Below are 17,437 nucleotides of genomic sequence, written 5' to 3' on the forward strand. Positions count from 1 at the left end.
AAAAAAAAGACAGCCGTTTCGGGCTGTCTTTAATGTGAGAAATATAATGAGAACTTATATTTTAGCTATTTTAGCCAAGATTGCATTAAATGTTGGACTAGGACGCATTGCTTTACTAGTTAATTCAGGATTTGGTTGGTAATATCCACCAATGTCTTGAGGTTTTCCTTGAGCAGCAATTAATTCAGCGTTTATTTTATCTTCATTCTCAGCAAATTCTGCTGCAATAGGAGTGAAGATAGCTTTTAACTCAGCATCTTTATTTTGAGCAGCCAAAGCTTGAGCCCAATAGAACGCTAAGTAAAAATGAGAACCACGGTTATCGATTTGTCCAATTTTACGAGCTGGAGATTTATCGTTTGCAAGGAACTTGTCATTTGCCTCATCAAGAGTTTCAGCAAGAACCATAGCTTTAGAGTTGTTTAATGTTTGACCTAAATGCTCTAATGAAGCACCAAGAGCCAAAAATTCTCCTAATGAATCCCAACGTAAGTAACCTTCTTGAGTAAATTGCTCAACATGTTTAGGAGCAGAACCTCCAGCACCAGTTTCAAACAAACCACCACCATTCATTAAAGGAACGATAGATAACATTTTGGCAGAAGTACCAACTTCAAGAATTGGGAACAAATCTGTAAGGTAATCACGTAATACGTTTCCAGTTACAGAGATAGTATCTAATCCTTTAATGATTCTGTCAAGAGTAAAGTTTGTAGCTTCGATAGGGTTCATGATACGAATATCTAAACCAGTAGTTTCATAATCTGTAAGGTATCTTTTTACTTTTTGAATTAATTCTCTATCGTGTGCTCTGTTTTCGTCTAACCAGAAAACAGCAGGAGTATTAGATAAACGAGCTCTGTTTACAGCTAGTTTTACCCAGTCCTGAATAGGAGCATCTTTTGCCTGACACATTCTGAAGATATCTTTATCTTCAACAGCTTGTTCCATTAAGATAGTTCCGTTAGCATCAACAACACGTACAACACCATCAGCTTTCATTTGGAAAGTTTTGTCATGAGATCCGTACTCTTCAGCTTTTTGAGCCATCAAACCTACGTTTGGTACACTTCCCATTGTAGTTGGGTCAAAAGCACCATGTTTTTTACAAAAATCGATTGTTGCAGTATAAACACCAGCATAAGAGCGGTCTGGAATAAGAGCAACAGTATCTTGTTGTTTTCCTTCTTTGTTATACATCTGTCCAGAAGTACGAATCATAGCAGGCATAGAAGCATCTACAATTACATCCGATGGAACGTGTAGGTTAGTAATCCCTTTATCAGAGTTTACCATTGCCAATGCAGGACCGTTAGCAATAGCTGCGTCTAGAGCTGCTTCAACTTCGGCTTGTTGAGGAGTTCCTGCAATTTTTGCATAAACATCACCCAATCCGTTTCTTGTATCAATATTTAATTCGCTAAATAAAGTAGCGTATTTTTCGAATACATCTTTAAAGTAAACTTCTACAATAGCACCAAAAATAATTGGATCAGAAACTTTCATCATTGTAGCTTTCAGGTGAACCGAAAGTAATAAGTTTTCTTTTCTTGCTTCTTCGATAGTTGTAGCAACAAAGCTTTTTAAAGCATTTACGTTTAATACAGCACTATCAATAATTTCTCCAGCTTTAAGAGGAGTACTTTCTTTTAAAACAGTAGATGTTCCGTCTTTAGCAACAAATTCAATTTTTACATCAGTAGCATTAGGAACAGTAAGCGATTTTTCACTTCCGTAAAAATCACCATTTGGCATAGATGCTACACGAGTTTTAGAGTCAGCAGACCAAGCACCCATAGAGTGAGGATTTGCTTTAGCAAAATTCTTCACTGCTCTTGGAGCTCTACGATCAGAGTTACCTTCACGCAAAACTGGGTTTACTGCAGAACCTAATACTTTAGCGTATTTAGCTTTAATTTCTTTTTCAGTATCGTTTTGAGGATCCTCAGGAAAATTTGGAATTTTATACCCATGAGATTGTAACTCAGCAATAGCCGCTTTTAATTGCGGAACCGAAGCCGAGATGTTTGGCAACTTAATAATGTTTGCCTCCGGTTTAGTAGCAAGTTGTCCTAACTCAGCCAAGGCGTCCCCTGTTTTTTGAGAATCGGTCAAGTACTCCGGAAAATTAGATAAAATTCGAGACACCAACGAAATGTCTCTAGTTTCAATAGCAATACCCGCTGTAGCAGTAAATTCTTGTACAATAGGCAAGAAAGAATAAGTCGCTAATAACGGCGCCTCATCAGTTAAGGTGTAAACAATCTTTGAATTCTGTGTCATTTTTTTTCTTTTTTAATATAATCGTATCGCTAGGAACGGCGATGTAAAAGGTATGGTTGGCTCAAAACGAGCGGAGCAAATATAAGAAAAACAGTCCGAAAACGGTTGCGTTTTTCTTAGAATTCCTTAAATTAACAGATTGCTATTTAAAGGAGTTATAATTAACAAATCGGTGGTTTTCAAGCCAAAGAATTATTGTTTTGTTATTTTGTTTAGAACAAAAAAAATCCCGATTCACAAATAATGAATCGGGATCTTTATGGTAAAGAGATAAATAATTATCTTCTTTTGTCTCTAATCTTAGCTTTTTTACCAGTAAGTTCTCTGAAGTAGAAAATTCTAGCTCTACGTACAGCACCTTTTTTGTTGATTTCAACTTTTTGTAAAGCAGGTAAGTTAACTGGGAAGATACGCTCAACACCAATAGCACCAGACATTTTACGAATAGTAAAAGTTTCTGTGTTACCAGAACCTCTTCTTTGAATAACAACTCCTTTAAAAAACTGAGTTCTTGTTTTTTCACCCTCTCTAATTTCGTAGAAAACAGTGATAGTATCTCCAGCTGCGAAAACTGGGAAATCTTTTTTTGCAACAAATTCGTCTTTAACGAATTTCATTAAATCTGCCATGATATCTTTAATTATGGTTTTGTGATAGAGCAACATACACGGACTTCGCCAGAGGTTGGTCTAATTTGGCTGCAAATGTAGATAAAAAAAATTGAATTCCAATAAAATTGAATTCCAAATTCCAATTTATTAACTACTTGATTAATTGGAATTTGGAGTTTTAGAAATTTGAAATTTATTCTAATAAATCCGGTCTTCTATTTTTAGTATGTTCATACGCCATATCTTCCCTCCATTTATCAATTTTGGCAAAATGACCGCTGGTTAAAACCTCAGGAACTTTCCAGCCTTTATAATCGGCAGGACGTGTATAAATAGGTCCCGACAATAAATTATCCTGAAAACTATCCGTCAGAGCCGAAGTTTCGTCGCTTAAAACACCAGGAATCAAACGAATCAAAGCATCAGATAAAACCAAAGCACCCAATTCGCCACCAGATAAAACATAATCGCCAATCGAAATTTCTTTAGTAATAAAATGATCACGTACACGCTGATCAACTCCTTTATAATGACCGCACAAAATGATAATATTTTTTAGCATCGACATCGTGTTTGCCATTTTCTGGTTTAGTGTTTCACCATCCGGAGACATATATATAATTTCATCGTACTCTCTCTCGCTTTTTAAATGCGTGATGCAAGCGTCAATTGGCTGAACCGTCATAACCATTCCGGCACCACCACCAAAAGGGTAATCATCAACACTCTTCTGTTTATTGGTTGTATAATCGCGTAAATTATGAAAATGAACCTCAACAATTCCCTTGTCAATAGCACGTTTCATAATCGAAGCTTCAAACGGGCTTCGCAATAACTCAGGTAAAACAGTAATAATATCTATGCGCATTTTTTCTCTTCAAAAGGTTTAAGGCTGCAAAGATACAAAGTAAATATTTGAGAAATTTAAAGAATTAAAAATTGAAGGATTTAAAGATTCTTGAATTAAGTATGTCACTTTTTACATTTCACAATTAAACGATTAATCAAATCAATATTATGCATCTTGCGATTAAACAAATTACCGATTAACCGATTAAACTTTTTTAAATCAGCATTTAACAATTAAACGATTAACCAAATCAACAATCAATCATTAATAACTAACAATTAAAATAAGGAGCTATTTCCTGCTGTCCGCTATATCTTTTTCTTGAGATCCTTCCTCCGTCAGGATGACAAGAAAAAGGATGCCGCTTCCATCAGGGCTAGGCCTATCAGGAATCATGATTTTTGAACGGATATACGGATATATTGTTTTTAATTGTATTTTCGATTGAAGAAAGGAGAAGCGACTTATATTAAAAATAAAAATGAATAGCGATTACACAAAAGATTATATAGCGTTATCTAATGAATTCAGAAAATCTAATGCCTCAACAGAAAGTGTCGAGAAGATTTATGATTTACTTTACGAATTAGAAAATGCAAATAGAACAAAACAGAATGATATAGTTCTCTCTAATATTTATAGTTTGTTTGGGTTTCATAAGTCAGCTTATGAAGTTTTTAAGACAGTTGCCGATTTAACTAATAGAAAAGATGCAACCAAAATGTATGTGATGGAACAAAAGGCCAAATCACATAAAGATAATTTCATCATAAAAGATATTAGAAAGTATCGGGAAAAGAAAATACAACCCAAACTAGAGCTGAGCGATTTTGTAGCATCAAAGAATCATAAAACCCAATTTGGAATCGTTAATAAAGAAATTGTCATATTTAATAAAACAATCAAAGAGGATACAATTTCAATTCAGATTCCTAGCGAGCATATTGAAGATTACTCAGTTAAAATTATCCATTATATTAATTGGTTAAATGATTGCAAAACAGATTTAATCGATTTTTATAATAAAGAATATGATGAAGACAAAGCAAATGAAGATTGGTACGATACGTTAGTAATTTATAGCACAAGAATAATAATAGAAGAATCAGAAGCTATTTTTTGTACAATTTCAGGAGGAGATGATTTTTATCAAGACCATTTATTAGATATAGAAATAACCAACGATGTAATAACATCAATGAATTATAACGGGTAAAGAATATTGATATGTTTACAACAGTAAAATTATAGCTAGACTTTTATGAAAAAACTAATACTCTTATTATTCCTGACTATCTGTTCGTGTAATCAGAACAAGGAAGATCAATACTTTGATGATATAGCAGATAATGATGTAAAATTATCAAGACCAGTTGAAGGGGAATGGCTCTTTACGCATAAAGAAAAAGGACAGAGCTTCGAGCAATTTATAAATTCCAGGCACGTAGTTCCAACAAATAATTCTAATATTATTTATATAAGACCTATTGGAGATTTTAATGTCTTACAAAAGAAACAAATTGAATTAGTTAGAGAATATCTTGAGATTTTCTTTCAATTAAAAACTAAAACTTTAGAAAAACTTTCTAATGATATAATCCCTAGTTCAGCCAGACGAATTGGACATGAAGATAATGAACAGTTCTTAGCAGGTTATATTTTAGACAGCGTACTTAAAAAAGAAAAGCCATTAAATAGAATTGCTTTAATGGCATTAACAGAAGTAGATTTATATCCTAAACCCGAGTGGAATTATGTTTTTGGATTAGCATCTTACAGAGATAAAATAGGAGTGAGTTCAATTTATAGATTACAAGATGAGGTATTAACGCCAACTAATTTTGATTTATGTTTATCTCGATTACTTAAAACGTGTTCCCATGAAATAGGGCATATGTTCGGATTGTATCATTGTATTGAAGCGGATTGTGTAATGAATGGAACGATTAGTTTGCCAGAAACAGACAACAGCACAATTAGGCTATGTTCATCTTGTCAAAGAAAATTAAATTCGAGTATAAAGTATGATAATAAGAAAAGATTAATCGAATTAGAAAAATATTTTGAGCATGTTAAACTCAACGATGCTACTCAATTAATGAAGAAAGATCTTGAAAAGATTCAATAAAAATAAATCAAATCCCCTTTGCTAGCGCGAGCGTCCCGCTCGTATCTATTCCCGCATCGTAAAAATAATAAGTTAACAATTAAAAAATCACAAAAACTGCCCAAAATGAAAACTCCCGCACTAATCCTATCTCTTTTTTTATTGATAAACCTAACCGTAAGTTGTCAATCTAAAAACAAAGAAACTAAGACCGAAACTAACAAAGAAACAGGAAAAGACAAAGAAGTCATTGTGGCTGAATTTGGTAAAACCTTAGATAGCTTAAAAGTAAAAGGTTCAATATTAATTTATGATCTTAATAAAAAGACCTATTATTCCAATGATTTTGCTTGGGGTAAAGAAGGACATATTCCGGCATCGACATTCAAAATTCCTAATTCGATTATTGCGCTAGAGACTGGCGTGGTAAAAAGCGATTCGACAGTTTTTAAATGGAATGGAGAAAAACGATGGATGAAAGCTTGGGAGCAGGATTTAACACTCAAGCAAGCCTTTCGAGTTTCGTGTGTTCCTTGTTATCAGGAAATCGCAAGAAAAGTTGGTGTGAAAAGAATGAAAGCCTATCTAAAAAAGCTAGATTACAATACAATGGTTTTTGACACCTTGACGATTGATAATTTTTGGTTAGAAGGAAAATCTAGAATATCTCAATTCCAACAAATTGATTTCTTAAAAAGACTGTATTTATCTGAATTGCCTATTTCTAAAAGAACCGAATCGATAATGAAAGACATCATGGAAGTTGAAAAAACTAATGATTTTGTTTTAAGAGGAAAGACAGGTTTATCTAATAATGGCGGAATTAGGAATGGTTGGTTTGTAGGTTATCTTGAAAACAAGAATGGAGTTTACTTTTTTGCAACAAATATAGAACCAAGTAAAGAGACTAATCAGGATGATTTTATAGCAATCCGACTTAATGCAACAAAAGCGGCATTAAAAAATCTTCAAAAGAGATAAGTTTTTGGTCTTCTTTTTGCTAAATATTCAGGATTAACGAGTGAATTATTATTTAAAAATATTTTTGTTTTATTAAATATAATACTACTATTTTAGCAAAAAATTAGAAAATTAACTAACCGCATAAACCACATTGAAAAAAGTCCTTAAAATTATTGGTAAAATACTACTTGCATTCGTAGCATTTATTTTACTGTATATCGTCCTTGCTTATTCTATTTCGAAAATTACAGTCGAAAGAGAACCAAACACCAAAGAAGAAGTTACTATTTATATCATGACAAATGGTGTTCATACAGACATTGTAGTTCCAACCCGTAATGAATTTATGGACTGGAGCAAAGAGGTAAAGTATGAGAACACGATTTCTAAAGATACAACCTATCAATACCTGGCAATGGGTTGGGGAGACAAAGGGTTTTATCTGGAAACTCCAAACTGGTCAGACCTTAGAGCATCTACAGCTCTTAAAGCCGCATCTGGATTGAGCAATACTGCAATACATGCAACCTATTTTTCGAATATAAAGGAAAACGAAAGCTGCAAAAAAATCATAATTAGTAAAGAGCAATACGTTCGCTTGGCAGATTATATAAAAAACAGTTTCAAGAAAGATGAAAAAGGGCAATTTATACATATAAAGACAGACCAGAACTATGGAAAAAGAGATGCTTTTTATGAAGCAACCGGAAGTTATAGTTTGCTTCATACGTGCAATACTTGGGCAAACAATGCATTAAAAGTAAGCGGGCAAAAATGCTGCTTTTGGACACCAATAGACTCAGCTATTTTTGCGAAATACAGTAATAAATAAATTAACTCAACTATAAATTAAAATCAAAAAATGGTACAAAAAACGTCGAATGCGTTTGTCGCAGCTTCATGGATTGCTATGGGAGCAGGAATTATTGGTTATTTAGTAGGACTTGCCAGAGCCGAAATGTTATTAAATGAAAAAGGATATTACTTTACAGTTTTAATGTTCGGATTGTTTGCAGTAATCTCATTACAAAAAAGTGTGCGAGATAGATTAGAAGGATTTCCAGTGACCGATATTTACTACGGAATTTGTTGGTTTGGAACAATTTTGTCAATTGCATTATTAACGATTGGACTTTGGAATGCTACTATTTTACCTAGCGAAAAAGGATTTTATGCTTTTGCATTTTTATTAGGGATTTTTGGTGCAATTGCAGTTCAAAAAAACACCAGAGATAATTTAGCAATTAAGGAATAAAAAAAATACTTTTACAATAGCGGTTTCAAACGATTTGAGTCTTAGACTTATTTTATAATCGTTTGAAACCGTTTTGCTTTGGCGATAAGCTATAATTAGATAAATAAATATGTAGTCATGAAAAAAATTGGGCTTGTTGGTGGTATTAGTTGGGTTTCGACAATAGATTATTATCGTTTTATAAACGAAGGAATAAATGAAAAACTTGGTGGACTTAATTTTGCAGAGTGCATAATTTATTCCTTGAACTTTGATGATTTTCAAAGAAACAATACAGCCAATAATTGGGACTTAACATTCGAACTGATTACTAATGCTTGCAAAAGCTTAGAGAAAAGTGGAGCAGAAGCAATTGTTTTGTGCGCCAATACAGCACATGCCGTTGTAGAAAGAGTCGAAAAAGAAATTTCTTTACCTATTATTCATGTTGCAACAGCTACAGCAAACGAAATAAATAAGAAAGGATTAAAAAAAGTAGGTTTGTTGGGAACAAAGTTCACGATGGAAATGGATTTTTACAAAGACAAACTAGCCGAACATAACATCGAGACGATCGTTCCTTTTCTTCAGGATGAGCGAGATTATATTCAGCACACATTAAAAGAAGAATTGGGAAGAGGAATAATCAATGAGCAAACCAAAAGAGCTTATATTATGGTCATCAATAAATTAATAGAAAATGGTGCCGAAGGAATTATTCTTGGTTGTACCGAAATCCCAATGATTATAAGTCAGGATGATATCTCCGTGCCAGTTTTTGATACAACAAAAATTCATTCGGCTGCAGCTGTAAAATTTGCTTTATCATTGGATTAAATATTAAATGATGATGGATAAAAAGAAAAAGATCTTTGCTGTATCTGGAAGTACGAGAAAGAATTCAAGCAATTTTAAAATTTTGAAATTTATTTCGGAACATATTAATGATCAATTTGAAATTGAGATATTCGAAGACTTAGAGAGTATTCCTCATTTTAATCCAGATTTAGATAATGAGAATGTTCCAGAGATTATAACCGTTTTTAGAAATAAAATTATAGCAGCAGCTGGAGTAGTAATTTGTACGCCAGAATATGTTTTTAGTTTGCCAGGGAGTTTAAAGAATGTATTAGAATGGTGTGTCTCGACAACGGTTTTCTCGAATAAAAAAGTGGGTTTAATAACAGCTTCTGCGTCTGGAGAAAAGGGACAGGAGCAATTAAGCTTAATCATGAAAACTATCGAAGCTAAGTTTGATAATGATACTCAACTTTTGATACAGGGAATTCGAGGGAAATTAGATTCAGATGGAAATATTATTGATGAAAAGACGTTAGTTAGTCTTTTGACATTCATCAGAAGTTTTGAAAAACAAGTAGAAGAGTAGAACCAAAAATATAGAGATTATGCAAAGTTTTGGAGCAAGTGAAAAATTTCTCTTTAATGATGAAATTGAGTGGGAAATTGTCGGTGAAGGAATTAAACGTAAGATAATGGCATACGATGACAAAATAATGTTAGTTAATGTTCAGTTTGAAAAAGGAGGCATTGGAGTTTTACACGAACATTATCATTCGCAGGTAACCTATGTCGCAAGTGGAAAATTTGAAGTAACCATTGATAACGAAACAAAAACATTAAAAGGAGGAGATAGTTTTTATATTCCGCCGCATGCAATACATGGAGTTGTTTGTTTAGAAAGCGGACTTTTAACAGATGTTTTTAGTCCGATTCGTGAAGATTTTTTGAAATAATAAGATAGTTTTAATTCAAAGTATTTATCTAAATATGGTTTCAAGAAGAAAATTTATAATCAATACAAGTATAGCTGCGGCTACGATTTGTTTAGTTCCGTCATTGGCATTTGCATCTAATAAAAAAACAATTGGATTGCAGTTGTATACTTTAAGGGATGAATTGCCAAAAGATGTAAAAGGAATTCTGGAGAAAGTAGCACTAGCAGGATATACAGAAGTTGAATTATATGGATTCTCGATTAAAGATAAATTTTGGGGATTAGAACCTCAGGAATTAAAGAAAATATTAGACACAAATAAATTAAAAGCAGTAAGTGGACATTACGGATTAGGAACGTATTTGTCTGACGGAAATACAACCGAACTCGAAGCTGCGATAAAAGCCGCCAAAGTTTTAAAGAGTGAATATATTACTATTCCTTGGCTCGATGAAAGTTTGAGGAAGAATGCCGACGATTACAGAAAAATTACTTCATTATTAAATAAAGCAGGTGAAATGTGTAAAGCGGCTGGTTTAAAATTAGCCTATCATAATCATGATTTTGAATTTAAGAAACTAGGAGATATAACAGGTTATGAAATTCTGCTAAAAGAGACAGATAAAAATTTAGTCTTTTTTGAAATGGATTTATATTGGATTGCATATTCAAAAATTAATCCCGTAGAATTGTTTAAACAAAATCCGGGACGTTTTACGATGTGGCATGTAAAAGACATGGATAAAAACACTAAGACTTTAAATGCAGAGATAGGTTCTGGTGTTATTGATTTCAAATCTATTTTTGCAGAAGCGAAACTTTCGGGTATGAAGCATTTTTTTGTAGAACAAGAAACAAACTATAAACCGAATGCTATTGAGTCTATAAAAACCAGCTGTGAGTTTATAGCAAAAAAGCTAGTTTAGACTAGTAGTTTACAAAAGATTACAATGCAGTTGAGGTTTGTTAGGAAAAAATTATACTTTTTTTTAAGTTTTGATAAAAAGGAGAATGGTATTTTTGCAAAATGAATTTATCCAAAACTAGTGTCATGTTTATGGCAGTTTGCACTGGACTTATAGTTGCAAACCTTTATTATTGTCAGCCTTTAATTGTTTTAATTGCCAACGAATTTAAGATTCCCGAAGCCGATGCAGGAACAATAACCTATCTTACTCAAGCAGGTTACGCTATCGGACTTTTCTTTATGGTGCCACTTGGCGACAAAATCGAACGAAAAAAACAGATTTTGATTACCACTCTTGCAACTGTAATTGCCTTAGTAATTGCGGCTACTGCCCAAAGTTTTTTTGTATTAGAAATAGCCTCACTTCTTATCGGAATCACCTCTATAGTTCCTCAGTTAATTTTGCCCTTGGCAGCTTCGTTAAGTGAACCTAGCCAGCGTGGTAAAGTGGTCGGGACCATTATGAGTGGTTTGCTTGTCGGGATTTTATTATCAAGAACTTTAAGCGGAATTATAGGCGATATTTGGGGTTGGAGATCCATGTTTTGGATTGCTGCCGGAATATGTTTGCTTATGTTTTTTGTTATGCAAAAACAATTCCCATACAATAAACCAGTATTTCATGGTTCATACGGGCAATTACTACAGTCACTTTTTACACTTATAAAAACACAGCCATTATTAAGAGAAGCAACATTAATTAATGCATTTTGTTTTGCGCAATTTGGTGCTTTCTGGACAACAATGGTATTATTGCTATCAGATTCTCCTTTTAATTTTAGTAGTTCTACAATCGGGCTTTTTGGTATTGTAGGAGCTACAGGAGCTTTGGCAGCACCATTGGTAGGGAAGTTAGGAGATAAAGGAAGCTCAAGAATTGCAGTAGGTTATGGTTGTTTATTAATGTTAATAAGCTTTATTATTTTCTACTTTTCAGGAAGTAGTATTGTTGGAATTATTATAGGAATTGTTTGTATAGATATAGGGATTCAAGGCGTACACATTTCAAACCAAACAAGAGTATATTCGTTATTACCAGAAGCAAGAAATAGATTAAATACAGTATTTATGTCATTTAGCTTTTTAGGTACAGCGGCAGGTTCAGCTTACGGATTGTTTTTATGGAAACTAGGAGGTTGGCACGCAGTAACTATAGGATGTGCAGTTTTGGCACTATTATCATTAACAGTTTACGGACTTACATATAAATCTAAAAAATAGAAAGGATAAACGAATATCAAATTAATTCGTAAATTTGCTCATCAATAAAAAAAATATACAATGGAAAACGGAATATACGCTAAATTCAACACTAGTAAAGGTTCGATTTTAGTAAAATTAGCTCACGATTTAACACCTGGAACAGTTGGTAACTTCGTAGGATTAGCTGAAGGAAATTTAGAGAATAAAATTAAACCACAAGGAAATAAATTTTATGATGGATTAAAATTTCATAGAGTAATTCCTGATTTCATGATTCAAGGTGGTTGTCCACAAGGAACTGGAACAGGTAGTCCTGGTTATAAATTTGATGATGAATTTCACCCAAGTTTAAAACATGATCGTCCAGGAGTTTTGGCAATGGCAAATTCTGGACCTGGAACAAATGGTTCTCAATTTTACATTACTCACGTTCCTACAAGCTGGTTAGACGGAAAACATACTGTTTTTGGTCATGTTGTAGAAGGTCAGGATATCGTTGATGCAATTGCACAAGGAGATGATTTGACTAATATAGAAATTGTAAGAGTAGGTGAAGAAGCTGAAAAATGGAATGCTATCGAAGCTTTTATTGCTTTTAAAGGAGAACGTAACAAACGTGATGCTGCTATGAAAGCTGAAGCAGAAGCTGCTATAGAAAAACTTGCTGCAGGTTTCGAAAAAACTGAAAGTGGTTTACGTTACCAATTTATCCAAAGAGGTGATGGTAAACAAGCTGAGAGCGGAAAAACTGTTGCAGTTCACTACGAAGGTTCATTAGATAACGGTAAAGTATTTGATTCTTCTTACCCAAGAAAAAAACCAATCGAATTTAGATTAGGTCAAGGTCAGGTTATCGAAGGTTGGGATGAAGGTATTGCTTTATTGAAAGTTGGAGACAAAGCACGTTTTGTAATTCCATCTCATTTAGGATATGGTCCAGCAGGAGCAGGAGGAGTTATTCCACCAAACGCAAACTTAATTTTCGACGTTGAATTAATGGACGTTAAATAATAAAAAATATTCAAAATTATATTTTGTAATATCAGAATCCCAAAGCGAGAGTTTTGGGATTTTTTTTATATTTACTACAAAAAAACTAAAAATGAAATCAAGAATTTTAATCGTAGCGGCTCTAGCTGTAATAGTATTTTCGTGTGCTGCCAAAAAGGATGCTCCTAAAGTTGTGGAGACAGCCGAACCTGTAAAAATGATAGAATTGACTCCGGCAGTAGCTACAGGACAAAATCTTTATGATAACAATTGCGGTAAATGCCATAAATTATTCAAAGCAACAGATTTTACAAAAGAAGATTGGAAACCTATTTTAGTTCGTATGCAAAAGAAAGCACATCTTGATGATGCACAAATGGCATCGGTTTCAGATTATATCACTTCTCAGTTGTAAAAGTATTTATATATAATCAATATTGTAAAACTATTCGGTGAGATATCTGGATAGTTTTTTTGTTTTAAATCAGGCATAAAAAAACACCTTCACGAGTGAGGTGTTTAAAAAATATTAATTGCTTACAGGTAGTACGTTAGATACAGCAATTATTTTTAAAGTCTTTATTCCAGCTGGTAGTTCCCAATCAACTTCGTCATTTTCTTTAAAGCCAATTATAGCTACACTTAAAGGTGCCAGGATAGAAATTCTTCCTTCTTTTACGTCAGCGTGTGAAGGTAGAACAATCTGAATTTTCATTTGTTTTTTTGCCTTAACATCTTCAATCGTAACATGCGAATTAATTCTTATAATCGATTCGTCTAGAGTATCGCCTTTGCTAATAACAGCTCGGTCTAATTCTTGAGCAAGTTGTCCAGCTTCTTTAGAATTTGTAGAGTTTTTACTCTTTAGTATCAATTCCCTTAAGAGTTGATAATCTGTTGAACAGAAAGTGGGTGTTGGTTTCATATCTATTATATTATTTTTATTAGAATGAGATTTTTGTTTTAGGCAATCTCAAAAGCCTTGTATTTGTTTTAATTTAAAATACAGGATTAATGTTTATTGTAAATCTGAAAAATGTAAAAATGTAAAAGGCGTGGAAAAAGTAAATTTTAATACAAAGGAAAATCCTATTGTAAATAAAATAAATAATTAAATTTTAAAATGTAATCCTCCGCCTGAAAGAAGAAATTGAAATAGACGGAGGCCTAATTTACGAAGGCCTTGGTGTGCGAATTTAATACAACGACACGTGGTTTTCTTGTAGAAGAAAACAACAACGAAATGATTGTCAATTGTATAATGCTCAACATGAGATGAATTATTGTGATTTGCAAAGTTAATCAATCTTTTTTAATGATTGGTTTTTATTTCCATTTAATATTGCAACCGATGCTTGGCTTCTGCGGATTTTTGATATTTCGGTTATAAATTAGGGAGTCTATGGCGTTTCTTAAATCGCTTCCGCTAAGAGTAATTCCGTTACCAGGTCTTGAATCGTCTAGTTGTCCGCGATAGAACAATTTATCCTGATTATCAAATAAGAAAAAATCTGGAGTACAAGCAGCGTCAAAAGCTTTGGCAACTTCTTGGGTTTCATCATATAGATATGGGAAATCTATTTTATGAGTAAAAGCAAACTCAGTCATAAAATCAGGACCATCTTGAGGATATGCATTGGCATCATTGCTAGAAATAGCTATAACGCCTATTCCTTGTACACGATAGTCATTGGCAATCATAACAACCTCCTCGATTACATGAAGCACAAATGGGCAATGATTACATATAAACATAACAAGAGTTCCCTTTGTGCCTTTTAAATCATTATAAGAGTATTCAAAATTAGAATTGGTATCTTTTAATTTAAATTGAGGTGCCAAAGTACCTAATGGTAACATATTTGAAAGAGTTCGTGCCATTTTGTAGAAAATTTAGTATTCAAATTTAACTTTAAAATTCTGCATAAGAGGGCATAACTATCAAAAAAATATCCAAAGAAGCTTTTATTTGTTAGTATTTAGCTCTTTGGATATTTATGTGTAATTTATGAATTTAAAAAACTTAATAAATCGGCATTTAGTTTATCTTTTTCCGTATAAAATAATCCGTGAGGTGCGCCTTCATAAATAATATAAGTAGTATCATTAATTGATTCGGCTGCTTTTTTTGACGTAAGTTCAATAGGAACTATTTTGTCGGCATCACCATGAATAATTAAAGTAGGTACATTTATAGAGTCAAGTTCATCTCTAAAATCAGTTGTAGAAAACGATTCAGCACATTTTAAGGTGGCTCTCGGAGAAGCAAAGGAACATAACATCTTGTAATAATCTAATAAGGAATTACTTAATGGACGGTTGATAATTGTTATCCCAAAAAAAGTTTTTCCAAAATTATCTAGAAATTCTATTCTGTCCTCTTTGATTGCGCTTGCCGTTGCTTCACTTTTTTCTTTCGGACGACCTTCAGGATTATCATCGGTTTTTGGTAGATAAGGTATAACCGAAGAAATTAAAGCAGCTTTAGTTACTCCTTTTCCGCCGTGACGACTAAAATAACGGACTACTTCGCCACCACCCATAGAAAAACCGACAAGAGTTGCGTCTTCCAATTCCAGTTGTTCGATAATTTCTTTTAAATCATCAGTCAGGGTATCATAATCATATCCGTCCCAAGGCTGCGAAGATTTACCAAACCCTCTACGATCATAGGCAATTACCCGACAATTGTTTTGAACTAAAAAGTCTATTTGGTATTCCCACATTTCATTAGAAAGGGGCCAACCATGAATAAGAATAACGGGTTTTCCTTGTCCATAATCTTTTACATATAGTTTTACATTTGATGCGGTTTCTATATATTTGTCTGTAGATGGTTGAGTTAAGTTAAACTGAGAATCTCTAAGAGATTGGTTAGGGCTAATTTGAATATTTTCCATTTTTATATTTTTTAAATTAGAGCTTGTTATTTGATTTTAGTAAAAGTAAAAGCTATAAAAAAAAATATGTTATATAATTAATTGTAATGCTTACAATATTAATAGGTTGTAAAATAATAATTCAATAAAATATGGATTTAACTTGGTCAGAATTTGAAAGAGTAGAAATGAGAGTGGGAACAATTACGCAAGTAGATGATTTTCCCGAAGCTCGTAAACCTGCGTATCAGCTTACAATAGATTTTGGAACAGAAATCGGAATCCGAAAATCATCGGCACAAATTACCAAACGATATTCAAAAGGAGATTTACTAAACAGACAAATAGTTGGTGTGGTTAATTTTCCGAGAAAACAAATAGGGAAATTTATGAGCGAATGTCTAGTAATTGGTGCAGTAGGTGAGGACGGTGACGTTATTTTATTAGCGCCAGATTTTAAAATTGAAAACGGGTTAAGAATTGGGTAATTAGTTTTCAGTCGCAGTTTGAGTTTGCATTTTAGGTTTGTAATCTCAGTTTGAGTTATTGTAAACCAAAACTGCGACTGAAAATTAAATACTTAACTCAAGTTAATCTTCGCAATCAATTGCTTTAATATTTCTTGTCCTTCTTCCCAATATTCCAGGTCTGATGCTGAATTGATATGTCCTTTTAAGCCAACGTCGATAAAGTCACTTCCCCACATTTCGGCAAAATAGGCGGTTCTTTCTATAGTAGCATATTCGTCATTTTGGCTTCCTACGACAATAGACGGGAATTGTAATTTTGTAGTTGGTATTGGAGAGAAATTACGTATAGAATCGGGTGTATGTATAGGAGAATCTACATCGGCAGGAGCAACAAGTAAAGCGCCTATAATGTGTGGGTTATTATTAGTCTTTGCCCAATGCATAACAAGAGAAACTGCAAGGCTATGAGCAACTAAAATAGTTGGACTATCTATTTTAGAAATTATTTCATTTAATCTTTCGAGCCAATCTTTTAATACAGGTTCATCCCAATTATCCTGAACGAGTTTAGTAGCATTTTTAAATTTTTTAAGCCAATAAATTTGCCAATGTTTTTCGCCAGAATCACCAAGACCTGGTAATATTAATAGATTTGCTTCCATTGTAGATGTTTTTGAAATTTAAAAGATATAAAAAAAGTCCAAAAATTGACTAGATTTTGGACTTTCTACTTCTTATCAGTGATTTGATTAAATATCATCAAAATCAATATCTGTAAAACTCGACCTGTGAGATACAACTTCTTCTTTTTCAGAACTGTATTCTTTTTTGAAATCTTTCTGATGTCTTTCTGAGATTACTTCTTCTCCTTTATGGTTTAAAACATAAGAAGTCATTTCTCCTAGAATTTCAGCGAAAGCGTTAAAATCTTCTTTATACAAGTAAATTTTATGTTTCTTAAAATGGAAAGAACCGTCTTCTTCTGTAAATTTTTTGCTTTCGGTAATCGTGATATAGTAATCGTCTGCTTTTGTAGCTCTTACATCAAAGAAATAGGTCCTTCTTCCTGCTCGTAGTACTTTAGAAAAAATCTCTTCTTTTTCTAACATGTCATTTTCTCTCATAATCCGTTCTATCAATTTTTT

General features: G+C 33.0%; 21 protein-coding genes. 13 read left to right on the forward strand and 8 right to left on the reverse strand.

Translation table 11 applies throughout. The features are described from left to right. Positions 1–54 precede the first annotated feature (54 nt). The 3 genes from ACJ6WR_RS16525 to trmD form a co-directional block, all read right to left on the reverse strand. The gene (locus ACJ6WR_RS16525) at positions 55–2,283 is read right to left on the reverse strand and encodes an NADP-dependent isocitrate dehydrogenase (protein WP_409415859.1); all 2,229 of its coding nucleotides are present in this window, start codon (positions 2,281–2,283) and stop codon (positions 55–57) included. Between the two features lie 278 nt (positions 2,284–2,561). Continuing rightward, positions 2,562–2,912 carry a 50S ribosomal protein L19 gene (gene rplS / locus ACJ6WR_RS16530; protein ID WP_039115571.1) on the reverse strand — a complete coding sequence of 117 codons (351 nt, stop codon included), beginning with the start codon at positions 2,910–2,912 and terminating at the stop codon, positions 2,562–2,564. Between the two features lie 175 nt (positions 2,913–3,087). After that, positions 3,088–3,762, reverse strand: a complete 675-nt coding sequence (gene trmD, locus ACJ6WR_RS16535; protein WP_039115508.1) for a tRNA (guanosine(37)-N1)-methyltransferase TrmD — start codon at positions 3,760–3,762, stop codon at positions 3,088–3,090. Positions 3,763–4,225: 463 nt separating this feature from the next. Here trmD and ACJ6WR_RS16540 point away from each other — a divergent pair, with 463 nt between their 5' ends. The 12 genes from ACJ6WR_RS16540 to ACJ6WR_RS16595 all read left to right on the forward strand — a co-directional run bounded on the left by ACJ6WR_RS16540 (position 4,226) and on the right by ACJ6WR_RS16595 (position 13,358). Beyond that, positions 4,226–4,960, forward strand: a complete 735-nt coding sequence (locus ACJ6WR_RS16540) for a hypothetical protein (RefSeq protein WP_409415860.1) — start codon at positions 4,226–4,228, stop codon at positions 4,958–4,960. Between the two features lie 45 nt (positions 4,961–5,005). After that, on the forward strand, positions 5,006–5,872 hold the full coding sequence (locus tag ACJ6WR_RS16545; RefSeq protein WP_409415861.1) for an archaemetzincin: 867 nt from the start codon (positions 5,006–5,008) through the stop codon (positions 5,870–5,872). A 105-nt stretch (positions 5,873–5,977) separates the two neighbouring features. Further along, positions 5,978–6,832, forward strand: a complete 855-nt coding sequence (gene blaOXA / locus ACJ6WR_RS16550) for a class D beta-lactamase (RefSeq protein ID WP_409415862.1) — start codon at positions 5,978–5,980, stop codon at positions 6,830–6,832. Between the two features lie 133 nt (positions 6,833–6,965). Next, entirely contained in the window at positions 6,966–7,646 is a 681-nt protein-coding gene (locus ACJ6WR_RS16555; RefSeq protein ID WP_039117593.1) for a TIGR02117 family protein, read from the forward strand. A 30-nt stretch (positions 7,647–7,676) separates the two neighbouring features. Beyond that, positions 7,677–8,069: an inner membrane protein YiaA gene (yiaA, locus tag ACJ6WR_RS16560; protein WP_035622373.1), complete on the forward strand. Its 393-nt coding sequence runs from the start codon at positions 7,677–7,679 to the stop codon at positions 8,067–8,069. 117 nt (positions 8,070–8,186) lie between these two features. Next, positions 8,187–8,885, forward strand: coding sequence for an aspartate/glutamate racemase family protein (locus tag ACJ6WR_RS16565; RefSeq protein ID WP_039115501.1), 699 nt, complete (start codon positions 8,187–8,189; stop codon positions 8,883–8,885). A 13-nt stretch (positions 8,886–8,898) separates the two neighbouring features. Continuing rightward, positions 8,899–9,435, forward strand: a complete 537-nt coding sequence (locus ACJ6WR_RS16570; RefSeq protein WP_409415863.1) for an NADPH-dependent FMN reductase — start codon at positions 8,899–8,901, stop codon at positions 9,433–9,435. A gap of 19 nt (positions 9,436–9,454) precedes the next feature. Continuing rightward, positions 9,455–9,802, forward strand: coding sequence for a cupin domain-containing protein (locus ACJ6WR_RS16575; RefSeq protein WP_409415864.1), 348 nt, complete (start codon positions 9,455–9,457; stop codon positions 9,800–9,802). Positions 9,803–9,836: 34 nt separating this feature from the next. Then, positions 9,837–10,709 (forward strand): sugar phosphate isomerase/epimerase family protein, encoded by an 873-nt coding sequence (locus ACJ6WR_RS16580; RefSeq protein WP_409415865.1) that lies wholly within the window; start codon positions 9,837–9,839, stop codon positions 10,707–10,709. A 131-nt stretch (positions 10,710–10,840) separates the two neighbouring features. Beyond that, positions 10,841–11,971: an MFS transporter gene (locus tag ACJ6WR_RS16585; protein WP_409415866.1), complete on the forward strand. Its 1,131-nt coding sequence runs from the start codon at positions 10,841–10,843 to the stop codon at positions 11,969–11,971. 60 nt (positions 11,972–12,031) lie between these two features. Next, positions 12,032–12,964, forward strand: a complete 933-nt coding sequence (locus tag ACJ6WR_RS16590; protein ID WP_409415867.1) for a peptidylprolyl isomerase — start codon at positions 12,032–12,034, stop codon at positions 12,962–12,964. 91 nt (positions 12,965–13,055) lie between these two features. Continuing rightward, positions 13,056–13,358, forward strand: coding sequence for a c-type cytochrome (locus tag ACJ6WR_RS16595; protein ID WP_409415868.1), 303 nt, complete (start codon positions 13,056–13,058; stop codon positions 13,356–13,358). Positions 13,359–13,472: 114 nt separating this feature from the next. Here ACJ6WR_RS16595 and ACJ6WR_RS16600 read toward each other — a convergent pair whose 3' ends face one another. The 3 genes from ACJ6WR_RS16600 to ACJ6WR_RS16610 all read right to left on the reverse strand — a co-directional run bounded on the left by ACJ6WR_RS16600 (position 13,473) and on the right by ACJ6WR_RS16610 (position 15,843). Then, on the reverse strand, positions 13,473–13,868 hold the full coding sequence (locus ACJ6WR_RS16600) for a GreA/GreB family elongation factor (RefSeq protein WP_039115494.1): 396 nt from the start codon (positions 13,866–13,868) through the stop codon (positions 13,473–13,475). Between the two features lie 401 nt (positions 13,869–14,269). Further along, on the reverse strand, positions 14,270–14,824 hold the full coding sequence (locus ACJ6WR_RS16605) for a thioredoxin family protein (RefSeq protein WP_039115493.1): 555 nt from the start codon (positions 14,822–14,824) through the stop codon (positions 14,270–14,272). Between the two features lie 125 nt (positions 14,825–14,949). Beyond that, positions 14,950–15,843 (reverse strand): alpha/beta fold hydrolase, encoded by an 894-nt coding sequence (locus ACJ6WR_RS16610; protein ID WP_039115492.1) that lies wholly within the window; start codon positions 15,841–15,843, stop codon positions 14,950–14,952. 131 nt (positions 15,844–15,974) lie between these two features. On the opposite strand from ACJ6WR_RS16610, the gene ACJ6WR_RS16615 reads away from it, so the two are divergent. Next, positions 15,975–16,310: a tRNA-binding protein gene (locus ACJ6WR_RS16615; RefSeq protein ID WP_409415869.1), complete on the forward strand. Its 336-nt coding sequence runs from the start codon at positions 15,975–15,977 to the stop codon at positions 16,308–16,310. A 92-nt stretch (positions 16,311–16,402) separates the two neighbouring features. Here ACJ6WR_RS16615 and ACJ6WR_RS16620 read toward each other — a convergent pair whose 3' ends face one another. Together ACJ6WR_RS16620 and ACJ6WR_RS16625 are read right to left on the reverse strand one after the other, a co-directional pair. Further along, on the reverse strand, positions 16,403–16,954 hold the full coding sequence (locus ACJ6WR_RS16620) for an RBBP9/YdeN family alpha/beta hydrolase (protein WP_039117587.1): 552 nt from the start codon (positions 16,952–16,954) through the stop codon (positions 16,403–16,405). Positions 16,955–17,041: 87 nt separating this feature from the next. Further along, positions 17,042–17,416: a PUR family DNA/RNA-binding protein gene (locus tag ACJ6WR_RS16625; protein ID WP_039115487.1), complete on the reverse strand. Its 375-nt coding sequence runs from the start codon at positions 17,414–17,416 to the stop codon at positions 17,042–17,044. Between the last annotated feature and the right edge of the window lie 21 nt (positions 17,417–17,437).

Source organism: Flavobacterium sp. PS2, assembly GCF_046250155.1.
GTDB lineage: Bacteria > Bacteroidota > Bacteroidia > Flavobacteriales > Flavobacteriaceae > Flavobacterium.